Origin of the sequence: Kitasatospora sp. NPDC057542, from assembly GCF_042801945.1 — a bacterium.
Lineage (GTDB): Bacteria > Actinomycetota > Actinomycetes > Streptomycetales > Streptomycetaceae > Kitasatospora.
In genome coordinates this window covers 1-23,281 of sequence record NZ_JBHVFE010000097.1, presented here as the reverse complement: position 1 = coordinate 23,281, position 23,281 = coordinate 1, and the positions used below count along the sequence as shown (strand labels likewise).

The following is a 23,281-nucleotide window of genomic DNA, read 5'->3' as shown; positions in this document are numbered from 1 at the left end:
GGGGCGCCCTCCGCGCGGGAGGGCGCCCCTTCGGCATGCTGCCGGGGCAGCGGGGGTGCGCCGGATCAGGCCAGGGCGGCCTTCACGGCGGCGGCCACCCGACCGCCCTCGGCCAGACCGTCGACCTTGGGCTTCACCAGCTTCATGACGGCGCCCATCGCCTGGGGGCCGCTCGCGCCGCTCTCGGCCACGGCGGCCGCCACGATCGCGGCCAGCTCCTCGTCGGAGAGCTGCTTGGGCAGGTAACCCGCCAGCACCTCGCCCTCGGCCAGCTCCCGCGCCGCCTGCTCCGCCCGCCCGGCGGTGCCGAAGGCCTCGGCCGCCTCCCGGCGCTTCTTCGCCTCGCGGCCGATCACCTTCAGCACGTCGGCGTCGGACAGCTCGCGCTTCTGCTTGCCCGCCACCTCCTCGCTGGTGACGGCGGCCAGCGTGAGCCGGATGGTGGACGCGCGCAGTTCGTCCCGGTCCCTGATGGCAGCCGTGAGGTCCTCCTGCAGCTGCTCCTTGAGCGTTGTCATTTCCTCTTCTTATCCTTCGGCTGTGGGTGGGCTCAACCGGGTTTCCCGTGGGCATCCACCGGGGGTTTCCGCAGATGAACGAGTATGCCCCGTCAACCCCCGCCGTCCTCGCCCGACGGCGCGCCGGGCGAGGACGGTCCGGACGGGGAACGGGCGGCGGTCGGGTCCGTGAACAATCGATGATCGGAGCCGGAACCGGGCGACGGGATTCGGCCAAGGTGGCCGATAATTCTCGCACAATCTCGGACGAAATGCCGAAAATTGCTGGAGCCGACACGAAGTTGCCGGTCCGGAACGGGCAGATCGAACGTTGTGACCGCTTCGCTGAAATAGTCCGCGTAGTACACTCGTTCGCGCGTCGCTTGAGCAGCCCGATGGCGGCGATCGCCTCACCGTCGATTCACCGTCGAAGACCGCCCCGAACAGTTGCGACAAACCGTCACCACGTCCCCGATTCATTATTCCACGGCACTGACACACTGCTGCCCAGGCCTCCTGCGGCCCTGACACCTTGCGGCGCGGGCGCCCTGCGACCCATGCCGGCCCGAGCGTTCACGCCTGCGCTCCACCCGGCCGCCCGACCGCCCGACCGGCAGTGATCGTTTTTCGGAGTGATTGGCGCCGCCATAAATCGGCGCATTGAGTTCTGGTTTTTATTCTGCTCACGACAGCAGGAAGCGCGGGGGAATGGACAACAATCAACTTCGCTCGATGTTGGTAACCCAACGAAAGATGATCGGATGGAGCCAGGAGCAGCTAGCCGAACACTCCACGGTCAGCGTCCGAACCATTCGAAATCTGGAAACCGGCGTCATCAAGAATCCGCGGCGCAGTTCCGTGGAGCTCCTGGTGGGCGCGCTGTTCTCCGCGGCGACCGACCGGGACGCCACCCTGCTCTCCCAGGCCGTCCAGTCGGGCGCCCCGGCCGGGCTGCTCCCCGCCCGGCCGGAGCCCGGACCGCCGACCCGCGTCGCCGAGCTCCCGGACAACGCGCGGTGGCGTGGGCTGCGCCCCAAGACGGACATCACCGTCGGCCGCCGGGCCGACCTCCTGCACGTCATGACCGCCCTGCGACCGGGCCGTCCGCTGGTGCTCACCGGGCCGGCCGGGGTCGGCAAGACCCGGCTGGCGCTGGACTCGGCCGCCCACCTGCTGGACCGCTTCCGGGACGGCGTCGTGGTCCTGGAACTCGGCTCGGTCACCCCCGAGGGCGTCGACCCGGCAGCCGCCTCGGCCCAGGCCCAGCGCGCGCTCGACACCCTCTTCCGAGGCTTCGACCGCGACCCGCGGACCAACCCCGAGCTGCAGATGCTGCTGGTCGTCGACAACGCCGAGCACGTCATCGACACGGTGGCCCGGCAGGTCAGGGCCCTGCTGGAACAGCACCCGGCGCTCCACATCGTGATCACCTCGCTGCGGGCGCCCGCCGGGGTCCCCGCCGACCTGTGGGAAGTGTCGCCGCTGTCGGTCGACCGCCCGGACGGCCCCTACGGCTGCCCGCCCGCCGCCGAACTGTTCTGCCGACGGGTGCACTCGGTCGCCCCGACGCTGGACCTCGGCGACCAGATGCCACAGGTGGTCGAACTCTGCCGGCGCCTCGGCGGTCTCGCGCTCGCGATCGAGAACGCCGCCGTCCGGATGCGCTCGGTGCCCCTGCACGTCCTCGTGGACGAGTACCGGGTGCTGCCGATCCTGGGCCAGGAGGAGGTCGGCGGGCTCTCCCACCACCGCTCGCTGCACCGCAGCCTCGCCTGGGCGTACGGACTGCTCGACGAACGGCAGCGCCGGGCGCTCAGACGGCTCTCCCGGTTCCCCGAGGAGTTCTCCATCGACGACGTCCGGCAGCAGCCGGTCGACGGCGGCCGGGAGCCCTCCCGCAATCTCGACGTCCTGGCCGAGCTGGTCGACTTCTCCGTCGTCCAGGTGAAACGCGGCCACCAGTACGCGTACCGGGTCCCCCGGATGATGCGCGAGTACGTCAACGCCATTCCGGCCTGAGGCCGGGCCGAACCGCCGCACCGTCAGCCGTCAGCCGTCGGCCCCTTCCGGCCCCTTCCGGCGGGGACGGCCGCACCGCCGTGCCCGGAGTACCGCTCCGGGCACGGCGCGGAGCGCTCCCGCGATCCGTCTCCCCGCCGCTCTGCCGCCCGGCTCTGCCGCCCGGGGCCGGGGTGAGCCGGGGTGACGCGGGCCTTCGGTCGGCCTCAGGTCGGTGGGGCCGCCGCAGGGTCGGTCCGGGTCCGCTGCCGGGGCGGAGCGCGGCCTCCGAAGACCGTTCCACCGGCCGTCGGCGCGCCCATGCCCTCACGCCCTGTAACCCCTCTTCCCGGTTACACCTATCCTGGTCGCATGACCGACGGAGACGACGGACCCGACGCAGCCGGCCGGAGCACCGCCGGCGGGCAGCCCACCAGCCCGCCCGGGCTGATTCTCACCACCCCCGGCGGCAGCCGCTTCCACTTCGATCCCGGCGCCCTCTGCCTCGAACTGCTCACCACCGGCGGCCCCGGCCCGTACGCCCGGTACGAGGTGCTGCACCGCCCCGCCGACCTCGCCGCCTGGCTCCTGCCGTCCCGGCTGCGGCTGCCCGCCGGCGCCGTACGGATCTCCCCCGCCGGGCTCGCCACCGTCCGCGCCCTGCGCGACGCACTGTGGCGCCTCGCCGCCGCCCGCGCCCACGGCGGCCCGGGCGAGCCCGAGGACTACGCCGTCCTCAACCGGACCGCCGAGCACCCACCGCTGGTCCCCCGGATCGCCCCGGACGGCACCGCGGCCGCCCCGCTGCCCGCCGACGGCGCGCAGCTGGCCTCCACCCTCGCCCGCGACGCCATCGCCCTGCTCACCGGCCCGTACGCGGACCGGATCCGGGAGTGCGGCGCGCACGACTGCCGGCTGATCTTCGTCGACACCTCGCGGCCCGGCCGTCGCCGCTGGTGCTCGATGGAGCGCTGCGGCAACCGCCACAAGGTCCGCGCCCTGCGCGCCCGCCGCGACTGCGAGGAGGCGCCCCCGGCATCCGCCGTCCCCGCCGACTCCGGGGCGTTCACCGGCTGATCGACCGTCTGAGAGCATGGCCTGATGCGACCGCTGTACTCCGTTCCCCTCGGCATCGCCGCCGCCGGCGCCGCCTGTCTCGCCTACTCCGTCGGGTACGAGGTCCGGGCCTTCCGCCTCCGCCGGATCGAGGTCCCCGTCCTCCCGCGCGGCGCCCGCCCGATCCGGGTCCTCCAGGTGTCCGACATCCACATGGTGAGCGGGCAGGGCAAGAAGCAGCGCTGGCTGAAGAGCCTGGCCGGCCTGCGCCCCGACCTGGTGGTCAACACCGGCGACAACCTCTCCGACCCGCTCGGCGTCCCGGCCACCCTCGACGCGCTCGGGCCGCTCATGGAGTTCCCGGGCGTCTACGTCTTCGGCTCCAACGACTACTACGGCCCGGCCCGCAAGAACCCGGCGCGCTACCTCCAGGCCATGCGCAGCGGCGCCCACGGCATGAACAACCCCGACGGCACCGCCCGCCGCGGCATCACCGGCGCCGTCCACAACCCGTGGGAGAAGCTCCGCGACGGCTTCGACGGGGCCGGCTGGCTCGACCTCACCAACACCCGCGGCCGGCTCACCGTGAACGGGCTCGACCTGGAGTTCACCGGCCTCGACGACCCGCACATCCGCCGCGACCGCTACAGCGAGGTCGCCGGCGGCCCCTCCGCCGACGCCGACCTCTCCCTCGCCGTCGTCCACGCGCCCTACCTGCGCGTCCTCGACGCCTTCACCGCCGACCGCTACCCGCTGATCCTGGCCGGCCACACCCACGGCGGCCAGCTCTGCATCCCCTTCTACGGCGCCCTGGTCACCAACTGCGACATCGACACCCGCCGGGTCAAGGGCCTCTCCACCCACACCGCCGGCGGCCACCGCTCCTACCTCCACGTCTCGGCCGGCTGCGGCACCAACCGCTACACCCCCGTCCGCTTCGCCTGCCCCCCCGAGGCCACCCTCCTCACCCTCACCCCGGCCCCCCGCTGACCCCCACCGGACGCCCGCCCGAAACCGGATTTCGTGTCTCGGCGAGCGTCCGGTAGAGTTCTACTCGTCGCGAAGGAGACGGAGCGACAAACCGCAAGACCGGGGTGTGGCGCAGCTTGGTAGCGCGCTTCGTTCGGGACGAAGAGGCCGTGGGTTCAAATCCCGCCACCCCGACCCAGTGCAGAGGCCCTGCCGGAGAAATCCGGCAGGGCCTCTGTCGTTGTGCGTGACCAACCGGGTGACCAAGCCTCAGGCCCCGGGCGAACAGCCGGTCCATCGTCGTCGCACCGGTCCGGATCACCGGCCGCGGGCAAGGCCGAGGCCGGCGAAGACGTCGCGGAACACAGCACCGCCGGCCACCTCGGCCGGTTGCTGCTGCGGCAGCGCCGGCCAGCCGCCGATCGCCGGTCCCGCATCGCCCCGGACTGCCGCGCGAGGGCTGTCAGCCGTTCGCCCTAGCAGCGGAGGTGGTTCATGCCTGCAGCCTCCACCATGGAGTCAACTCGACACCACGGTCCTGTTGCGCACGCAGTCCCGGTGCTGGTCACCGCACTGGACTGTTGAAGGAGCGGCAGGTGAAACCGGTCGGTGCGACAGCGGTGGACTACAAGCGACTGGGGCAACCACCCGGAGGATGATCGTGACCGTCAGTGAGGATGAGCTGCTCGGCGCCGACGATGAGCGGCTGGAAGAACTCTTCCGCGTGAGCACGCCCGGTGACATCCCCAACGGTCCGATGGAGGGCACCGCGATCATCGGCGCGGGCACAGGCGCGACCCGGCTGATCGCCGCGTTGGTGCGTCTGGCCGTGTGGCGGGGAAAGGTCTTCGACCGCGACGGCGGATACCTGAGCAATCGGATGTCCGCACTGGACGTGCTCGCCATCCTCGCCACGGTCGCTCCGGGACCGAGTCGGCTGGACGGCGAGGAGTGCATCGTCATCGACTACTCCGGAACATCCCTCGTCGCCGGCGGCGTGCGCGACGAGATCCGTCAGGTGGGCCCGGGCCTGTATCTGGGCGTGATCTGGCTGTTCGGAGTCAGGATCGGCTGGTTCTCGCTGAGGACACCGCAAGCAGACGGCGGACCAGGCGAGAAGCCGCGCAGCGCGTCCCGATCCACTTAGCCGGCTCGTCCAGCCGCCCCGCGCAGTGGAAGGGCACCGACCGGCCGGCGGCACGGCGCACTGGCGCCCGGATGGCGATCAGTCGAATCCGGTGACGGCCGCGGCCCGGTCGGCCCGGCCGCCCTGACGGAAAGGCCCCCAGCTTATGACCGCCCCTGACATGCGCAACCGTTGGCCGGTGCTCCGGAAGTCTCGCCGCGCACGACGATGGGCCGTGGCGGCCTCGGCCACAACCGTCGCTGCCGCAGCCGCTGCCGCGCTGACCTTGGGCAACTCTCCGCCGGACGCACCTCACGCCGTGTCAGCCTCGTTGGACGGGACAGTCACCGGTGCGGGACAGCCGCTGTCCGGTGCCCAGGTCACGCTCTTCGCCGGATCGCGTGAGGGAAGCAGGGAACTGGGCCGCGCGACGACCGACGCGGCCGGATCCTTCAGGATCACCTACGCCGCGCCCGCGGACGGAGTGCTGTACGTCGAAGCCGCGTCCGCCGACGCGGGCAGACTCCGGCTGCGCTCCGTCGTCGGCGTCGGCGCCGGCGGCGGGGTCCCCCAGCGGACCGCGACCACAGCCACGGTCAACGAACTCACCACCGTCGCCACCACGTACTCCCTGGCCCGGTTCAGCGACCGGCACGGCATCGCGGGGCCGAGCCCCGGATTGCAGAACGCCGCGGCGACATCCTTCAACCTTGCCGATCCGGCCACCGGCAAGCCGGGCGCAGTCGTCACGAACAAGGACAACGGCGCCGGCAACGAGACCCTCGCCACCCTCGGAACGCTCGCCAACCTGCTCTCGCTCTGTGCGACGGCGAACGCCCCGCACTGCCAGGACGTGCTTCGGCTCGCCACACCGCCCGGCGGCACCGCCCCGGATGACACGGTGCAGGCGGCCCTGAACCTCGTCCACAACCCGACGCTCTCCCCGGCCGAACTCCACTCCCTGGCAGGGACGGCGAGCGTCTTCACCCCCGCGCTCACCGCGCCGCCCACGGCCTGGATCCTGGCACTGCGCTACACCGACACGGGCCTGTACGCGCCGGGCCGCATCGCCTTCGACGCCAAGGGGAACGCCTGGACAACCAACAACTGGCAGCCCGGAACCAGGGAGCCGAGCCCCTACGTCAGCGTGCTCGATCCGGCCGGTCACCCGACCCTGGGCAGCCCCATCAGCGGCGGCGGCATGAAGGCCGGAGCCTGGGGCATCGCGATCGACCACGACGGCTCCGCCTGGGTGAGCAGCTACGAGGGCGACGCGATGTCGAAGTACTCGGCCACCGGCGCCCCGCTGTCGCCCGGCACGGGGTGGAAGAACGGCGGCCCCGACCGCCCCCAGGGCGTCGCGGTCGACCAGAAGGGCAATGTGTGGGTCGCCAACTTCTACGGCCTCAAAGGCGCGCCCGACCAGGGGAGCGTGATCGTCTACCCGCATGGTGACCCCTCGAAGGCGGTCACGATCACCGGCGGCGGCCTCGACCATCCCTTCGCCGTCCAGATCGACGGCTACGGGCGGGCCTGGGTCACCAACGCCCGCCTCAGCGGCGCCAGACTCATGGAAACGCGCCTGCCCGAACCCACCGGCCTGCTCGGTGCGAGCGTCACCGTCATCGGCCCGGACTTCAAACCGACCGCGTTCTCTCCCATCACGAGCAGCTCGATCAACTTCCCCCTGGGACTCGCCATCGATGCCGAGAACAACGCCTGGGTGCCCGACTTCCTCAGCAACTCGATCACCGAGCTACGGCCCGACGGAACCATCGCAGCCGAGCACGAGCTGCCCGTCACGGTCGGCCCCTGGTCCGCGGCCATCGACGGATCCGACCGCGTGTGGGTCGCCGGCTTCGGCACCCCGTCCGTGTGGCTGCTGTGCGGCGAGAACACCGCCGCCTGCCCGCCCGGCGCCTCCACCGGCACCTTCCTGTCTCCCCCGCAGGGCTTCCGGAACGCGGCGATCCAGCACCTCACGGCGGTGCAGATCGACCAGTCCGGCAACGTCTGGCTGGCCAACAACTGGTCGGAACTCCTCCCCCCGACCGGCGGCGTGGGACTGGTGAAACTCATCGGACTCGCCACCCCGGTCTGCACCCCCCTCACCCCCCTACCGGTGCGGCCGTCGTCAGCGACCGCGACCGCTTGCCCGAAGCAGTGAACCGCAGTAGCGGACACGCCCGCCGCGCGTCCGGCGCATGCGGGTTCCCGGCAACAGCGCGAGCGCGTAGAAGGCCGCTTCGGGTGGGGCCTGCCGTACGGCAGCCAAGTGCAGCGACCGGGCCGTCCGGCGGGGGTGGCGCGGCATGCCGGTCCGTACAGCGCGGGTGGCGGGCGGGGCGGGCCGGGTGTTCGGGGTCCTGCTTTGGACGGCCCGGCGCCGCCAGGGGCGAGACCGTCCTGGCTCCGAGGGTCGCCGAACGCCTGGTCGCCCGTATGCGGCGCCCCGCCCCCGTCGCCCTGACCGCCCGGGAGACGGAGGTGCTGAGCGCCGTCGTCACCGCCCTCGAACGCGGCCTGCCGGAGCGGTGACCGGGCGCAGCCGGGCTCAGCGGCCGGAGAACCGCCGCGTCGACCGCCGCGTCAGAGGACGGTGGTCAGTTCGGTGCGGGAGGTGATGTTGAGCTTCGGGTAGGCCTTGTAGAGGTGGTGGGCGACGGTGCGGGGGCTGAGGAAGAGCTGGGCGGCGATGTCGCGGTTGGTGAGGCCCTGGGCGGCGAGGCGGGCGATCTGGAGTTCCTGGGGGGTGAGGGGGGACTGCGGGGTGCCGGCGGGGGTGGCCGAGGTGGGGGCCGGGGTGCCGGTGGCGGAGAGTTCGGTGCGGGCGCGGGCGGCCCAGGGGTGGGCGGCGAGGCGGTCGAAGGTCTCCAGGGCGGCGCGCAGGTGGGGGCGGGCGTCGGTGCGGCGGCGGGTGCGGCGCAGCCATTCGCCGTAGAGGAGCGCGGTGCGGGCCTGTTCGAAGGGGCGGTGGGCCGTTGCGTGCCGGGTGAGGGCGGCGCGGTAGGTGGTCTCGGCGAGTTCGTCGGGGCCGAGCAGGGCCTGGCAGCGCAGGCGGAGTGCCTCGGCCCAGGGGCGGTCGGCGGCGGCCGCCCAGCGGGCGAAGCGCTCGTAGGGTTCGGCGGCGCGTTCGGGGGTGCCGAGGCGGACGGCGGCCTCGACCAGGTCGGGGACGGCCCGGGTGGCGCTGATGTGGTGCCGGTGCGGGCCGGTGGTGAGGGTGTGCAGCCGGTCGGCGGCGTCGCCGGCGCGGCCCTGGCCGAGGTCGAGCAGGGCGAGCGCCCACTGGACCCAGGCCAGGCCGGCCGCGGGGGCGGCGGTCTGCGCTCCGGTGGTGGCGAGGGCGGTGGCGGCGAGTTCGGCGCAGCGGTCGGTTCGGCCGTCGAGCGCGGCCAGGTACGCGAGCAGCGCGGCGAGTTGGCTGACCCACTGGTGCTGGCCGGTGTCCCGGGCGAGGCCGAGCCCCTCGGTGGCGGTGAGTTCGGCGTCGCGGTGCCGGCCGTGGAAGAGTTCGGCCTCGGCCAGGAAGAACTGCAGGGTGGGCATCACGCCGACGGTGCCCTTGGCGCGGGCCTCGGCGACCAGTTCGGCGGCGAGTTCGGCGGTTTCCTCGTCGCGCCCGAGGACCAGGGTGGCGCCACACAGCTGGATCAGGTCGACGGGGCTGTCGGCCCCGGCCCGGCGGGCGGCCGCGGCGGCCTCCCGGACGGGCGGCAGCGGCCCGGCGGGCCGGCCGAGCGCGGGCAGGACGGCCGCGGGCAGGTGGCGGGCGAGCGGGGCGAGGGGGTCGTCGTCGGGGAGCGGCAGGACCGCCAGGCGGTCCAGGACGGCGGCCACCGGCTCCTCCCCCGCGTACCAGGCGGCGTGGAAGGCCTGGAGCAGCATCCGGGCGGCGTACGTCGGGTCGATGTCGGTGCCGGCGGCGTCGAGCAGCAGCCGGTGGGCGGTCGGGTACGCGCCGCGCCAGAAGTGCGCGGTGGCCCGGACCTGGTCGAGCAGGGCGTGCGCCAGGACGTTGTCGGTACGGCCGGCGGCCTCGTCGGCGAGCTTCTCGGCGCGGTCCAACTCGCCTTCCTCGGTGGCGGCTTCGGCGGCCAGGACGAGCCGGCGGGTGGCGCTGTCGCGGTCCGGGGTGAGCCGGGCGGCGCGCTCGTACGCGGCGGCGCCGCCGTGGCCGCCGCGACGCTCGGCGCGGACGGCGGTGCGTTCCAGCGCGTCGGCGAGGCCGGCGTCGGGGACGGTGGCGGCCAGGGCGAGGTGCCAGGTGCGGCGGTCGCCGTCGGGCAGCGCCCGGGCAATGGCCTGATGAACTGTCACTTTTTGGTGGTGCGGCGCCCGCTGGAGGATCGCGGAGCGCAGCAGCGGGTGCCGGAAGGCGATCCGACGGTCGGCCGTGACCGTCACCAGCCCGGACTGCTCGGCGGGCGTGAGGTGCTCGGCGGTGACGCCGAGGGCGGCCGCGGCGGGCAGGACGACGTCCAGTGCCCCGCTCTCCTCGGCTGCGGCGACCAGCAGCAGCGTCTGGGTGGCCGCGGGCAGGCCGGTGACCTGGCCGTGGAAGGCGATCAGCAGCCGGCTGGTGAGCGGCAGGCCGCCCGGCGCCGGCGTCTGCGCTCCGGCGGCGACCGGGAGTTCGGTGAGCGCGAGCGGGTTGCCGGCCGCCTCGACGAGCAGCCGGTCGCGGACGGTGGCGGGCAGGTCGGGGCCGACCCGCCGGGTCAGCAGCCGGGTGGCGTCGGCCTCGGACAGGCCGGTCACCTGTCGTTCGGGCAGGCCCAGCGGGCGCTCCGCCGAGCCGCCTCCGGCCCCGGCCGCGCCGCCGGTGCGGGCGGCGAGCAGCAGGGCCACCCCCTCGGCCTGGAGCCGCCGGGCGGCCAGCAGCAGCGCGTCCAGTGAGGCCCGGTCCAGCCACTGCACGTCGTCCACGACGCACAGCAGCGGCTGGTCGGCGGCGAGTTCGGCGAGCAGCCCGAGCGTGGCGAGCCCGACCAGGAGCCGGTCGGCGCGCCCTTCGTCGACGGCCGGGCCGTCGTCGGAGAGCCCGAACGCCGCCTCCAGTGCCCGTCGCTGCGGCCCGGGCAGGGCCTCCAGCCGGTCCAGGCCGGGCGCGAGCAGAAGGGTCAGCCCGGCGTACGGCAGCTCGGCCTCGTACTCGACACCGGCCGCCCGGATCACCCGGAACGCCTCCCCCGCCCGCGCGACGGCGTCGTCCAGCAGCGCGGTCTTGCCGATGCCGGCCTCGCCCCGAAGCAGCAGCACCTCGCTGCGGCCGGCCCGCGCCGCGTCCAACAGCCCGTCCACGGCGGCCTGTTCGCCTTCCCTCCCGTACAGCATGCCCCGACCCTACCCATCCGGGCCGCGAACCGCCGCTGACCACGGCACCGGTACACCCCCCGCGAAAGGTACGTACTGCGATGCCCATACGTGACGGATTCGCTGCCGGCCGGCCGTCCATACCTTGGTGAGCACCGGGAACGACCCGGCCAACCACCCACCGGAACACCGGAGATGACGATGACCGAGATCACCACCGCCACCCTCCAGCAGCTCGCCGAGCGCTACCTCGCGGCGTGGAACGAGACCGACCCGGCGGCCCGCCGCAAGCTGATCGACGAGGTGTGGGCCGAGGACGGCCGCTACACCGACCCGCTGGCCGCCGTCACCGGCCGGGACGCGATCGACGCACTGCTCGGCGCCGCCCAGGCCCAGTTCCCGGGGCTGGAGTTCACCCTCGGCCCGGTCGACGCGCACCACGACGTCGCCCGCTTCACCTGGAACCTCGGCCCGGCCGGCGCGGAGCCGGTGGTGATCGGCTTCGACGTGCTGGCGGCCACCCCGGACGGCCGGATCGGCGCGGTGTACGGCTTCCTCGACCGCGTGCCGGGCGCCTGAGCCGCCGCCACCGACGCCACCGCAGCCACCCCGCTGGTCGACACCCGGCTCTTCCGCAGCCGCGCCTTCAGCGCCGGCCTGCTCGCCCAACTCGCCTTCTGGCTCGGTCAGGGCTCCTTCTTCCTGGTGCTCGCCCTGCACCTCCGGTTCGGCCGCGGCCTGGACGCACTCGGCGCCGGACTGGTCTTCACCGCGACCGGCCTCGGCTACCTGATCACCTCCGACACCACCCACCGCGTCACCGCCCGTCTGGGCGAGCGCCGCACCATCGCGCTCGGCGGGCTGCTGCTGGCCCTCGGCCTCGGCCTGCCGGCCCTCACCGCGTACGACGCCGCTGACGGCAGCGTCCGGTGGCTGGCGCCCGGGCTGTTCGTGGACGGCCTCGGCAGGGGCCTGTGATCGCCCCGGTGACCTCGGTGGTGCTGGCCGGCGTCGAGCCGCGGCTGGCCGGTTCCGCGGCCGGGGTGGTGTCCACCGTGCAGCAGGTCGGCGGGGCGCTCGGGATCGCGCTGATCGGCCTGGTCTACTACGGCGCCGGCGACCCGACCGCCGCCTTCGGCCGCAGCGTCCTCGCCCTGGCGGTGCTGGAGCTGGTGCTCGTGGCCCTGGTCCGGTTCCTGCCGCACGGGGCGCCGCGCAAGGGCTGATCCCGAGGTGCTCCCGGCGCCCGGGCCGGGCCCGCGCAATCCCGGTGCCGGGGCGGGCGTTCGTGGACACTCCGGCCGTGCCCCCGGCAACACCCCCCGACACCCCGACAGCACCCCCGGCACACAGGGCGGGTGGGCCCGAGCCCACCCGCCCGTTCCCTTCCCTCCCCCGGATCGGGTTGGATGGTCGGATGAGCGAGGAGAAGAGCGCCGTACCGGCGTGGGAGCAGCGGTTCAGGGCGGCCCGGGTGTCGCTGCCCGACTGGGCCGAGGACGCCCCCGACCGGGCGCTGTACGTGTCCAACGCGACCGGCACCTACGAGGTCTACGCCTGGGACCGCGCCACCGGCGCCCACCGTCGGGTCACCGACCGCCCGAACGGCACCACCGACGCCGAGCTGTCCCCCGACGGCGACTGGGTCTGGTGGTTCGACGACCACGACGGCGACGAGTTCGGCGTCTGGCGCCGCCAGCCCTTCGCGGGCGGCCCCGACGAGGAGGCCGTGCCCGGCCTCGCCCCCTCCTACTCGGCCGGCCTGGCCCTCGGCCGCGACGGCACCGTGGTCGTCGGACGCTCCACCGACGAGGACGGCACCACCCTGCACCTGCGCCGCCCCGGCAACGCCGAGCCGGTCGAGATCTACCGGCACGAGGAGTACGGCGGCATCGGCGACCTCAGCCACGACAGCACGCTGCTCGCCATCGACCACACCGAGCACGGCGACGCGATGCACTCCGCGATCCGCGTGGTGCGCATCGGCGGGGACGGCGGCGTCGAGACCGTCGCCGAGCTGGACGAGGTCACCGGCCGGGACGAGCCTCGCGGCGTCGCCTGCCTGGGCTTCGCCCCGGTCGAGGGCGACACCCGCCTGCTGGTCGCCCACCAGCGCACCGGCCGCTGGGAGCCGATGATCTGGGACGTCGCCACCGGCGCCGAGACCGCCCTCCCCCTGCGCGACGAGCAGGGCCGCGAGCTGCCCGGTGACGTCTCCGCGCAGTGGCGCCCCGGCGCCGGGGAACTGCTGGTGGAGCACGAGTACGAGGCGCGCAGCGAACTGTTCTCGTACACGCTCGCCGAGGGCCGGCTGACCCGCCTGGACACCCCGCGCGGCACCGTCGGCGGCGCCACCGCCCGTCCGGACGGCACCGTCGAGTACCTGTGGTCCTCCGCCGCCGAGCCCTCCGCCGTCCGCTCCACCGCCGGGACGGTCGTGCTGCGGGCGCCCGGCGCGGTGCCGCCCGGTTCGGTGCCGGTCGAGGACGTCTGGGTGGACGGGCCCGGCGGACGGGTGCACGCCCTGGTGCAGCGGCCGACGACGCCCGCGCAGGGCCCGTACCCGACCGTGTTCGAGATCCACGGCGGTCCGACCCACCACGACAGCGACTCCTTCGCCGCCGGTCCGGCCGCCTGGCTGGACCACGGCTTCGCGGTGGTCCGGGTCAACTACCGCGGCTCGACCGGCTACGGCCAGGCCTGGACGGACGCGCTGCACGAGCGGGTCGGCCTGATCGAGCTGGAGGACATCGCGGCGGTCCGCGCCTGGGCGGTCGACAGCGGCCTCGCCGACCCGGCCCGGCTGGTGCTCGCCGGCGGCAGCTGGGGCGGCTACCTGACCCTGCTCGGCCTCGGCGTCCAGCCCGACAGCTGGGCCCTCGGCGTCGCCGCCGTGCCGGTCGCGGACTACCACACCGCGTACGCCGACGAGATGGAGGCGCTCAAGTCGCTGGACCGCACGCTCTTCGGCGGCACCCCGGAGGAGGTCCCGGAGCGCTTCACCGCCTCTTCGCCGCTGACCTACGTCGAGCAGGTGCGGGTGCCGGTGTACATCAGCGCCGGGGTCAACGACCCGCGCTGCCCGATCCGGCAGATCGAGAACTACGTCGAGCGGCTGGAGCGGCTCGGCAAGCCCCACGAGGTGTACCGCTACGACGCCGGGCACGGGTCGCTGGTGGTGGAGGAGCGGATCAAGCAGCTGCGGCTGGAGATCGACTTCGTCCGGCGACACCTGGGCACGGCCGGGCGCACCGGAGACGGGGGAACGGCGTGAGACGCCTGCTGGTGCTCGCGGGGGCGGCGGTGGTCGGGGCCCTGGTGCTCACCGGCTGCTCGGGCTCGCAGCGGGACGAGGCCTCCTGCCCGCCCCCGGCCGCCCCGCCGACGCCGAGCTCCTCGGCCGTCGTCCCCACGGGCTCCGCCGTACCGGCCGCGCCGGCCGTGCCCGCCCCCGGCGCGACGCCGCTCGGCACCGCGACCAAGGCGAGCGCACCGGGCGCGGGAAGCGCGGCCGGCAGCGGGGGCGCGGGCACGGCCGTCCTCCTGGCGGCGTACGAGCCGACCGACCAGGACGGCACCGTCACGCTCGCCAAGGGGTCGAAGGGGTCCAGCGGCTCCTCGGGCTCGAAGGGCTCCAAGGGGTCGAAGACCGGTCGCACGGTGCACCACCACATCGACCACTACGACTCCGACGACCACAACGGCAGCGGCAACGGCACCGGCCACTGCCACAGCGACCCGACGCCGCTGCCCACCGGCTCGCCGTCCCCGACCCAGCCGCTGCTCCCGACGCCGACGCCGACACCGCCCCCGCCGGCGGTCAAGCCGACACCGGCACCGGCCCTGCCGACCAAGCGCTGAGACCGGGGTCGGACCAGCGACGCCGCCGGTCAGTCCAGGACCGGGTCCAGCCCGAGGGCCCGGTCCTGCTCCGCCTCCGCCTCACGGCGCACCAGGCGGTACCACATGAAGACCACGAACCCGGCGAAGACGAACCACTCCAGGGTGTAGCCCAGGTTCTGGAACGCGCGCAGGGTGAGCCCGTCCCCGCCCTGCGGCTGCACGGTCGGTACGGGGGCCAGTCCGGCGGGCGCGTCGTCGGCGGCCACCCAGCCGTCGTACCAGCCGTCGTACTCCAGCACGTTCAGCAGCGACGCCCGGTTGATCATGCCGAGCTGCCCGGCGGGCAGGCCGCCCGCCACCGCGCCGTTGCTGCCCACGGCCTCGTTGGCCTGCAGGCGCCCGGTCACGGTCACCTGTCCGCCCGGCGGCGACCCGGCGGCGACCGGGTCCCCGGCCGCCCAGCCGCGCACCACGGCGACGGCGTGTCCGTCGGCGGTGCGCAGCGGGGTGAGCACGTAGTAGCCCTGCTTGCCGTCCACCACCCGGTTGGGGACGAGCAGTTGGTGCTCGGTGTCGTAGCTGCCGGTCACCGTGACGGTCTTGCCGACGGTCTCCGTGCTCACCTGCGGGGTCGCCTGGTTGAGCAGCGCGTCGATCGGCCGGGCGTCACTCGAAGCAGTGATCGCCTGTTTGGTCTCCTGGTGCGTGGACACCCGGTCCTCGAACCGGCCGAGCTGCCAGGAGCCCAGCCACAGGCACACCGCCACGGCCGCCACGGCCACGACGGTGCCGCCGAGCCAGCGCGAAGTCAGGAGGAACCGGTACACACCCCCACGGTAACCACTCCTCACACCCGCCCGGTCCCCCGGGCCCCGGACACGGCGGCCTGCGGCCCGCTGCGACCCGCAGGCGTGAGTTCGGGGACAGGCCCTGGGTCACCCCGCCGTCGGCGAGCCCGATGGCTGCGGCGCCGGGCCGCCCAGGCCCTGGACGCCGCCGCGGTAGACGGTGCCGCTGCACGACACGGGCAGGGTCGCCGCGGCGGCCGCCGGGTTGCCGGGAGCGGGGGTGTGGGCGATGGTCACGGTGGACGGCGCCGTGGTCGGGTTGCCGGTCGGGGTCGCGGTCGGGCTGGAGGCCGTGCTGGGGCCCGCCGACGGGGACGAGGAGGCCGGCGGGTTGGCGCTGGGCACGTCGGTGGGGACGGAGGCCGGGGCGCCGGACTCGCCGGCGGGGACGCCCGAGCGCAGGGCCGCCTGGTTGACGCCGTTCGACGGTGTGGTCAGGGTGCCGGAGCCGGCACAGGTCTGGTCGGGGACCCACGCGAACGGCACCCGGTACCCGGCCCGCGGCACGAGCACCGGCGGCTCCCCGTCCATCGCGGGCAGGCCGGCGGCCGGGTCGCCCGGCGCGTGGTCGGCGGTGCGGATGCGGCCGCGGTCGCCGCCGCTGACGGAGGTGACCGCCACCGAGCCCGGCCCGCCGAGCCGGCAGCTGCGCCCGGAGACGTTGTAGACGGTGAACGATCCGTAGATCCGCCCGTCGCCGTCGGCCGTACCGACCTGTGCGACGCCCTCGCCGAGGTCCGTCCGGCCGCAGAGCGGGACGATGCCGCCGTCGACCGCGCCGGAGGTCCCGGTGGGCGCGACGCCGCCGTCGGTGTGCGCCAGCCCGCCGCCAGGGGTGTGCGGGGCCGTGACCGCACCGGGCGGCGGTGTGACGTCGCCGCTGCCGCTCGGGTCCGCGTGCGAGGCCGTACCGGTGCCTCCGATGCCACCGGCGGTGCCGCTGGGGGAGGTGGCGGCCGGGCTCTTGGCGTCGGCCGAGCCGGGGCCGCCGGAGAGCCCGAGGTGCTCCCCCTGGTGCAGGACGGGCAGACCGATCGCGACGACGAAGGCGAGCGCGGCCGCCCCGGTCCAGGCGCCGCGCCGGGCGGCCCGGCGGCGGGGCACGGCCCGCCGGATCCGCGGCAGCCCGCCGGCTGCGGGCTGGATGCCGGAGACGGCGCCGTGCAGCAGCTCGCGCACCGCCCGTTCCTCGGCGGACAGGTCCAGGAGCTCCGGGGCCCCACCGTCGGGCCCGTCCGTACCGGGCTCCCCGGGCGGGTTCGTTCCGGAAGCCCCGTGCACGGGTCGCCGTCGACTGCCGTCCGTCTCAGCCATGTCCGGCCTCCATCTGGACGCGGAGGGCGGCGAGTCCGCGCGAGCCGTAGGCCTTCACCGAGCCGAGCGAGATGCCCAGGGTCTCGGCGACCTGCGCCTCCGTCATGTCCACGAAGTAACGCAGCACCAGAACCTCCCGCTGACGGCGTTGCAGAGAACGCAGCGCGGCCTTCAACTGGTCGCGCTCCAGGGCATCGTAGGCACCTTCTTCTGCACTGGCCATGTCAGGCATCGGCTTCGGCAGCAGTCGCAGCCCGAGGATGCGGCGGCGCAGGGTGGAACGGGACAGGTTGACGACCGTCTGTCGCAGGTAGGCCAGGGTCTTCTCGGGCTCACGCACCCGGCGCCGGGCGGCGTGCACCCGGATGAACGCCTCCTGGACGACGTCCTCGCAGGTCGACAGGTCGTCGAGGAGCAGCGCTGCGAGCCGCAGCAGCGAGCGGTAGTGCGCCTGGTAGGTCTCGGTGAGCAGGTCCTCGCTGGTACCCGCGTCGGTACCGGCGCCGGAGTCCGCCGCACCCGGTGCGGCCGCCGTCATCTGGTCTTCTTCCGGCCTACTCGCAGGCCACGGGGCGCGTGACGGGAAGGACACCGCGGCTCTCGCCGGGATGCCCGCCCTTGCCCCCACCATCACGTTCGCCACGCCCGTTGGACACTCGATCCCCTGTCATGGTTGCCCGGCCCGGGGCCCATTCTTCCGCATCGGCGGAAGAGGCCTCCAGAGGATTCCCACGGGATTCCGGACAGATTGTGTCGAGGAGCGGACACAGGTATGGACACAGCTGTGGACACAAGCGGGCACATCGGCACGCGCGAGGGCCCGGTGGCACCCGGCGGCCCTACTCCGCCGGCTCGCCCGCCGTCAGCTCCGCGGCCACCAGCTCGGCGAGCTGCACCAGGTTGAGCGCCGCCCCCTTGCGCAGGTTGTCCCCGCACAGGAAGAGGTCCAGCGCGTCCGGCTCGTCCAGCGCCCGCCGGACCCGCCCGACCCAGACCGGGTCCGTCCCGACCACGTCGTTCGGCGTGGGGAACTCGCCCGCCGCCGGGTCGTCGTAGAGGACCACGCCGGGCGCGTCCCGCAGGATCTCCTGCGCGTGCTCCTGGGTGACCTCGCGTTCGAACCGCGCGTGCACGGCCAGCGCGTGGGTGCGGACCACCGGGATGTGGACGCAGGTCGCCGAGACCTTCAGACCGGGCAGGCCGAGGACCCTGCGGGACTCGTCACGGATGCCCATCTCCTCGGCGGACCAGCCGCCCTCGCGCAGCCCGCCGGTCCAGGGCACCGCGTTGAGCGCGAGCGGGGCGGCGAACGGCCCCTGATCGACGATCAGTGCGCGCAGGTCACCGGTCTGCCGGCCGACCGTGGTGCCCGCCACCAGCCCGGTCTGCGCGCGCAGCGCCGCCTCGCCGTCGCGGCCCTCGCCGTCGGCGGCCTGGTAGGAGGCGACCACGAGCTGCGCCAGCCCGTACTCGGCGTGCAGCGCCCCGACCGCGGCGATCATCGCGAGGGTGGTGCCGGCCGGACTGGCGACGATGCCGCGCGGGCGGATCCGCAGCGCGGCCGCGTTGACCTCCGGGACGACCAGCGGCACGTCCCCGGCGGTGCGGAAGGCGGCCGAGTCGTCGATCACCACGACGCCCTTGACCGCCGCGATCGGCGCCCACTGGGCGGAGACCGGGTCGGGGACGGCGAACACCGCCACGTCGATCCCGGCGAAGGCCTCCTCGGCCAGCGGGACGACCTCGACGGTCTCCCCGCGCACCACCGCCTTGCGGCCGGCCGAGCGTGGGGAGGCGACGAGCCGGATCTCGCCCCAGACGTCCCGGCGGAGGGAGAGCAGCCCGAGCAGCACCTCGCCGACCGCACCGGTGGCGCCGACGACGGCGAGGTTCGGACGCCGGGTCATCGCCCGGCGTCCCGGCCCGCGGCCCGGGTCATCGCCCGGTGCCGCCGTAGACGACGGCCTCGTCGCTCTCGCTGTCCAGGCCGAAGGCGCTGTGCACGGCGCGGACGGCCTCCGGCACGTCCTCGGCGCGGGTGACCACGGAGATGCGGATCTCCGAGGTGGAGATCAGCTCGATGTTGACGCCCGCGGCGGACAGCGCCTCGAAGAAGGTCGCGGTGACGCCGGGGTTGGAGCGCATGCCGGCGCCGACCAGCGAGATCTTGCCGATCGCGTCGTCGTAGCGCAGCGACTCGTAGCCGATGCCCTCCTTGACCCGCCCCAGCGCGTCGATGGCCTTCTGGCCCTCGGTCTTGGGCAGGGTGAAGGAGATGTCGGTCAGGCCGGTCGACGCGGCGGAGACGTTCTGCACCACCATGTCGATGTTGACCTCGGCGTCGGCGATGGCGCGGAAGATGCGCGCCGCCTCGCCCGGCTTGTCGGGCACGCCGACGACGGTGACCTTGGCCTCGGAGGTGTCGTGGGCGACTCCGGAGATGATGGCCTGCTCCATCTCGCCCCCTTCGGGCTGGTTCGGGTTGTCGTTGCTGACGATCGTCCCGGGAAGACCCGAGAAGGACGAGCGTACGTGAATCGGGATGTTGTAGCGACGGGCGTACTCAACACACCGATCGAGCAACACCTTGGAACCCGACGAGGCCAGCTCCAGCATGTCCTCGTAGGCGATCCAGTCGATCTTGCGGGCCTTCTTCACCACGCGCGGGTCGGCGGTGAACACGCCGTCCACGTCGGTGTAGATCTCGCAGACCTCGGCCTTGAGCGCGGCGGCGAGCGCCACGGCGGTGGTGTCCGAGCCGCCCCGGCCCAGCGTGGTGATGTCCTTGCTGGTCTGGGAGACGCCCTGGAAGCCGGCCACGATCGCGATGTTGCCCTGGTCCAGGGCGGTGCGGATGCGGCCGGGCGTCACGTCGATGATGCGCGCCTTGTTGTGGACGGAGTCGGTGATGACACCGGCCTGGCTGCCCGTGAAGGACTGCGCCTCGTGGCCCAGGGACTTGATCGCCATGGCCAGCAGGGCCATGGAGATGCGCTCTCCAGCGGTCAGCAGCATGTCGAACTCACGGCCGGCAGGCAGCGGTGACACCTGCTCCGCGAGTTCGATGAGCTCGTCCGTCGTGTCGCCCATCGCGGACACCACGACGACGACCTCATGGCCGGCCTTCTTGGCATCAACGATTCGGCGGGCCACGCGCTTGATGCCTTCGGCATCCGCAACGGATGAGCCGCCGTACTTCTGCACGACAAGGCCCACGTGCGCTCCTCGACTCGAAGTCTTTTCCGGGGGCTACGGGCCCCCGTACCCCCCGGGGGAGAGGGGGGTGCGGTCGTCGTCAGTCTACCGAGCAGGGGTGCCCCGACCGGCTCTTTCCATATGGTGAGACGGTAGTTTCAGCACGTGAGCGGCAGTGCGAGTGGCTCCGCCGTCAGGTCTGCGGGCGATTCGGCACGGCTCCGAAGAATCGCCGGATCGGGCGACGGCCATCCGGCCGGATTTCTTTTCCGGCCGGGCCGCTGAGGCATTCGTCACAATCCGGAGGCGCTATCGCGGAATACCGTCCACCGCCCACCGACCACGTGTCTGGTACCTGGTACCAGGCGCCTATCGCCCGAGACCGAGCTCGGCCACCATCAGGTCGCCCGCCTGCTGCTCCAGCTGCTCGTCGGTGAGCCCGTCGTCGTCGGTGTCCGCGCCGTCCGGCACCGCGCCGATCGGACTGTCCAGCCGGACGTGGGCGATCAGCGACTGCAGGGCCCGCAGCACCGCCGTGCAGGTCGTGCCCCAGTTGGAGAGGTACGAGAACTGCCACCACCAGAGCGCCTCGCTGACCCGGCCCTCGCGGTAGTGGGTCAGGCCGTGCTGGAGTTCGCTGACCACGCCGGCCAGGTCGTCCGAGATCCGGAAGGCGTTGGGCTTCTCCGGCGGGCCGTACGGGTCGAAGACCTCGTGGTAGACGTCGATCGGCGCGAGCAGCTCGGCGAGGCGCTCGCGCAGCTGCTCGCCGTCCGGCTCGGGACCGGCATCGGGCTCGAAGCGGTCCTCCGGGACGACGTCCTCGATCGCACCCAGTCGGCCGCCGGCCAGCAGCAGCTGCGAGACCTCCAGGAGCAGCAGCGAGACCGCGCTGCCGGGCTCGTCGCCCTTGGCGACCTCGGTGACGGCGAGCACGAAGCTCTCCACCGAGTCGGCGATCTGCACGGCGAAGTCGTCCGGCTCCGAGCCGTGGCCGTGGGTGTGCGGGGCGTGCGCCCCCGGTTCCCCGTGGGACTGCTGGTGGGGGGTGTGGGGCTGCTTGTTGATCGTCCGGTCAGACATCGAGCAGTCGTCTCCCTTCGAAGGCGCGGCCGAGGGTGACCTCGTCCGCGTACTCCAGATCCCCGCCGACGGGCAGGCCGCTCGCCAGACGGGTCACCTTCAGGCCCATCGGCTTGCAGAGCCGGGCCAGATAGGTGGCGGTCGCCTCCCCCTCCAGGTTGGGGTCGGTGGCCAGGATCAGCTCGGTGACCGTGCCGTCCGCGAGGCGCGACAGCAGCTCGCGGATGCGCAGGTCGTCCGGGCCGACGCCCTCGATGGGGCTGATCGCGCCGCCCAGCACGTGGTAGCGGCCGCGGAACTCACGGGTGCGCTCGATGGCGACGACGTCCTTGGACTCCTCGACCACGCAGATGACGCCGAGGTCGCGGCGCGGGTCCAGGCAGACCCGGCACTGCTCGGCCTCCGCGACGTTGCCGCAGACCACGCAGAAGCGGACCTTGTCCTTGACCTCCAGCAGCGCGTGCGCCAGCCGGCGCACATCGGTCGGGTCGGCCTGCAACACGTGGAAGGCGATCCGCTGGGCGCTCTTGGGCCCGACGCCGGGCAGCCTGCCCAGTTCGTCGATCAGGTCCTGAACCACGCCCTCGTACAACGTCGCGCCTTCCCTCGGATGGTCGGTGGTACCGGATGGCCGGTGGTACCGGGTGCCGGTGGTGCTCCGGTGCCATCATCCAACGAATCGGGCGTCGGACACAGCGCCCGACGCCCGACTCCCACATAAATCACATGGGTCCGTCGTCTGAACGTCAGACCTTCTGAACTTGAGAACCCGCCGTCAGAAGGGCAGGCCGGGGATGCCGCCGCCCAAGCCCTGGGTCAGCGGGCCCATGCGCTCGGCCTGCATCTTCTGCGCGGTCTGGTTGGCGTCCCGGACGGCCGCCAGGATCAGGTCGGCCAGGGTCTCGGTGTCCTCCGGGTCCACGGCCGCCGGGGCGATGGTCAGCGCCACCAGCTCACCGGCACCGGTCACCGTCGCCTCGACCAGACCGCCGCCCGCCGTACCGTTCACCTTCGTCTCGGCCAGCTCCTGCTGGGCCTTCGCGAAATCCTGCTGCATCTTCTGCGCCTGCTTCAGCAGCTGCTGCATGTTGGGCTGGCCACCACCGGGGAACACGGCTCTCTCCTTGCTGTCACGGCTGTCTTGCGGTGCTTCGTTCGTCACCGCCGAGCCTACGTGCTGCCCGCTGCTCCGGGCCCCGATCGGGGCCCGGTTCAGGGTCGACTCAGGGGCCCGACAGCCCCCGGGGGGCGCGGGTCAGGAACCCTGGTGGTGGATCTCCTCCAGCACCGTCGCACCCAGCTCGCGGATGATCAGCTCCTGGCCGGAGAACACGTCCTCCTTGAGGTCCGGGTCGTCCGCCTCCGGAATGTCGTCCTCCGGGGCCACCGACTGCGCCGGACGGGCCGGCGCCGCCACGGGCTGCGGGGCCTGCACCGGCGCGGGTTGCACGGACGCGGACTGCACGGGCGAGGCCTGGACGGGCGCCGGCGCGGCCTGGACCGGCGGAGCCTGCACGGGCGCCGGGGCGGGAGCGGGCATCGACGGCACGGCGGCCGCCGGACGCGCCGGGGCGCCCCAGCCCCCACCGCCCTGGGCTCCGCCACCCGGCGCACCGCCACCCGGGCCGCCGGCGCCGCCGGACGGGTCGACGATGCACTCGATCCGCCAGTCCACGCCCAGCGCGTCGGCCAGCGCCGCGCGCAGCACGTCGTCGCTGTTGCTGCCGACGAAGCTGTCCCGGGCACCGGCGTTGATGAAGGACACCTGGAGCACGCTGCCGTCGAACCCGGCCACCTGGCCGTTCTGGCTGAGCAGGATCCAGGTGAAGCGGCGGCGGTTCTTCACCGCCTCCAGGATCTGCGGCCACAGCTGCCGCACCTGCGCGGCGCCCTGCTGCGCGGATGCCGACGGCTGCCCGCCGGGAGCCGCCGCCGGGGCGGGGGCCGGCGCCGGGACGGGGGCCGGCGCGGGCACGGGAGCGGAGGCCGGAACCGGGGCCGGCGCCTGGGCGGCCTGCGGCTGCGCCGCCGGGGAC

Annotated in this window: 20 protein-coding genes, 1 tRNA gene and 2 pseudogenes; 12 read left to right on the top strand and 11 right to left on the bottom strand. The window is 73.7% G+C overall.

Annotation, left to right across the window (positions count from 1 at the left end; genetic code table 11):
- Nucleotides 1-65: 65 nt before the first annotated feature.
- Entirely contained in the window at nucleotides 66-518 is a 453-nt protein-coding gene (locus ACFU7Y_RS15185) for a GatB/YqeY domain-containing protein (RefSeq protein WP_224284914.1), read from the bottom strand.
- Nucleotides 519-1,205: 687 nt separating this feature from the next.
- Between ACFU7Y_RS15185 and ACFU7Y_RS15180 the strand changes: the two genes are divergently transcribed.
- The 7 genes and pseudogenes from ACFU7Y_RS15180 to ACFU7Y_RS15150 form a co-directional block, all read left to right on the top strand.
- The gene (locus tag ACFU7Y_RS15180; RefSeq protein WP_380768197.1) at nucleotides 1,206-2,516 is read left to right on the top strand and encodes a helix-turn-helix domain-containing protein; all 1,311 of its coding nucleotides are present in this window, start codon (nucleotides 1,206-1,208) and stop codon (nucleotides 2,514-2,516) included.
- 351 nt (nucleotides 2,517-2,867) lie between these two features.
- A complete protein-coding gene (locus ACFU7Y_RS15175; protein WP_380768195.1) occupies nucleotides 2,868-3,572 on the top strand; it encodes a CGNR zinc finger domain-containing protein in 705 nt (234 codons plus the stop codon).
- A gap of 24 nt (nucleotides 3,573-3,596) precedes the next feature.
- On the top strand, nucleotides 3,597-4,541 hold the full coding sequence (locus ACFU7Y_RS15170; protein WP_224283911.1) for a metallophosphoesterase: 945 nt from the start codon (nucleotides 3,597-3,599) through the stop codon (nucleotides 4,539-4,541).
- Nucleotides 4,542-4,641: 100 nt separating this feature from the next.
- Nucleotides 4,642-4,715, top strand: a tRNA-Pro gene (locus ACFU7Y_RS15165).
- A gap of 460 nt (nucleotides 4,716-5,175) precedes the next feature.
- On the top strand, nucleotides 5,176-5,667 hold the full coding sequence (locus tag ACFU7Y_RS15160; protein ID WP_380768193.1) for a hypothetical protein: 492 nt from the start codon (nucleotides 5,176-5,178) through the stop codon (nucleotides 5,665-5,667).
- A 298-nt stretch (nucleotides 5,668-5,965) separates the two neighbouring features.
- Nucleotides 5,966-7,813: a hypothetical protein gene (locus tag ACFU7Y_RS15155; RefSeq protein WP_380768191.1), complete on the top strand. Its 1,848-nt coding sequence runs from the start codon at nucleotides 5,966-5,968 to the stop codon at nucleotides 7,811-7,813.
- Nucleotides 7,814-8,031: 218 nt separating this feature from the next.
- Nucleotides 8,032-8,160 (top strand): annotated as a pseudogene (locus ACFU7Y_RS15150) (DNA-binding response regulator); the annotation flags it as partial.
- A 75-nt stretch (nucleotides 8,161-8,235) separates the two neighbouring features.
- Here ACFU7Y_RS15150 and ACFU7Y_RS15145 read toward each other — a convergent pair.
- On the bottom strand, nucleotides 8,236-10,983 hold the full coding sequence (locus ACFU7Y_RS15145; protein WP_380768189.1) for an ATP-binding protein: 2,748 nt from the start codon (nucleotides 10,981-10,983) through the stop codon (nucleotides 8,236-8,238).
- Nucleotides 10,984-11,163: 180 nt separating this feature from the next.
- On the opposite strand from ACFU7Y_RS15145, the gene ACFU7Y_RS15140 reads away from it, so the two are divergent.
- The 5 genes from ACFU7Y_RS15140 to ACFU7Y_RS15120 all read left to right on the top strand — a co-directional run bounded on the left by ACFU7Y_RS15140 (nucleotide 11,164) and on the right by ACFU7Y_RS15120 (nucleotide 14,823).
- Nucleotides 11,164-11,541, top strand: coding sequence for a nuclear transport factor 2 family protein (locus tag ACFU7Y_RS15140; protein WP_224284699.1), 378 nt, complete (start codon nucleotides 11,164-11,166; stop codon nucleotides 11,539-11,541).
- Between the two features lie 126 nt (nucleotides 11,542-11,667).
- Entirely contained in the window at nucleotides 11,668-11,940 is a 273-nt protein-coding gene (locus tag ACFU7Y_RS15135; RefSeq protein WP_380768187.1) for a hypothetical protein, read from the top strand.
- A gap of 8 nt (nucleotides 11,941-11,948) precedes the next feature.
- The gene (locus ACFU7Y_RS15130; RefSeq protein ID WP_224284700.1) at nucleotides 11,949-12,188 is read left to right on the top strand and encodes a hypothetical protein; all 240 of its coding nucleotides are present in this window, start codon (nucleotides 11,949-11,951) and stop codon (nucleotides 12,186-12,188) included.
- A gap of 191 nt (nucleotides 12,189-12,379) precedes the next feature.
- Nucleotides 12,380-14,236 carry a prolyl oligopeptidase family serine peptidase gene (locus tag ACFU7Y_RS15125; RefSeq protein ID WP_224284701.1) on the top strand — a complete coding sequence of 619 codons (1,857 nt, stop codon included), beginning with the start codon at nucleotides 12,380-12,382 and terminating at the stop codon, nucleotides 14,234-14,236.
- Nucleotides 14,233-14,823, top strand: a complete 591-nt coding sequence (locus tag ACFU7Y_RS15120; protein WP_380768185.1) for a hypothetical protein — start codon at nucleotides 14,233-14,235, stop codon at nucleotides 14,821-14,823. Before ACFU7Y_RS15125 ends, ACFU7Y_RS15120 begins: the two co-directional genes overlap by 4 nt.
- Nucleotides 14,824-14,852: 29 nt before the next feature.
- On the opposite strand, the gene ACFU7Y_RS15115 is transcribed toward ACFU7Y_RS15120, so the two are convergent.
- The 9 genes and pseudogenes from ACFU7Y_RS15115 to ACFU7Y_RS15075 form a co-directional block, all read right to left on the bottom strand.
- Nucleotides 14,853-15,632, bottom strand: coding sequence for an SURF1 family protein (locus tag ACFU7Y_RS15115; RefSeq protein WP_224285407.1), 780 nt, complete (start codon nucleotides 15,630-15,632; stop codon nucleotides 14,853-14,855).
- A 108-nt stretch (nucleotides 15,633-15,740) separates the two neighbouring features.
- On the bottom strand, nucleotides 15,741-16,967 hold the full coding sequence (locus tag ACFU7Y_RS15110; protein ID WP_380768183.1) for a hypothetical protein: 1,227 nt from the start codon (nucleotides 16,965-16,967) through the stop codon (nucleotides 15,741-15,743).
- A complete protein-coding gene (locus tag ACFU7Y_RS15105; RefSeq protein ID WP_224284012.1) occupies nucleotides 16,960-17,505 on the bottom strand; it encodes a SigE family RNA polymerase sigma factor in 546 nt (181 codons plus the stop codon). The genes ACFU7Y_RS15110 and ACFU7Y_RS15105 overlap by 8 nt, the downstream gene beginning before the upstream one ends.
- Nucleotides 17,506-17,806: 301 nt before the next feature.
- Nucleotides 17,807-18,874 (bottom strand): aspartate-semialdehyde dehydrogenase, encoded by a 1,068-nt coding sequence (locus ACFU7Y_RS15100; protein WP_224284011.1) that lies wholly within the window; start codon nucleotides 18,872-18,874, stop codon nucleotides 17,807-17,809.
- 28 nt (nucleotides 18,875-18,902) lie between these two features.
- Nucleotides 18,903-20,183: an aspartate kinase gene (locus tag ACFU7Y_RS15095; RefSeq protein WP_224284010.1), complete on the bottom strand. Its 1,281-nt coding sequence runs from the start codon at nucleotides 20,181-20,183 to the stop codon at nucleotides 18,903-18,905.
- Nucleotides 20,184-20,531: 348 nt separating this feature from the next.
- Nucleotides 20,532-21,245, bottom strand: a complete 714-nt coding sequence (locus ACFU7Y_RS15090) for a DUF5063 domain-containing protein (RefSeq protein WP_224284009.1) — start codon at nucleotides 21,243-21,245, stop codon at nucleotides 20,532-20,534.
- Nucleotides 21,238-21,837: a recombination mediator RecR gene (gene recR / locus ACFU7Y_RS15085; RefSeq protein WP_224284008.1), complete on the bottom strand. Its 600-nt coding sequence runs from the start codon at nucleotides 21,835-21,837 to the stop codon at nucleotides 21,238-21,240. Before recR ends, ACFU7Y_RS15090 begins: the two co-directional genes overlap by 8 nt.
- 183 nt (nucleotides 21,838-22,020) lie before the next feature.
- Entirely contained in the window at nucleotides 22,021-22,359 is a 339-nt protein-coding gene (locus ACFU7Y_RS15080; protein WP_224284007.1) for a YbaB/EbfC family nucleoid-associated protein, read from the bottom strand.
- A 141-nt stretch (nucleotides 22,360-22,500) separates the two neighbouring features.
- Nucleotides 22,501-23,281 (bottom strand): annotated as a pseudogene (locus tag ACFU7Y_RS15075) (DNA polymerase III subunit gamma and tau); the annotation flags it as partial.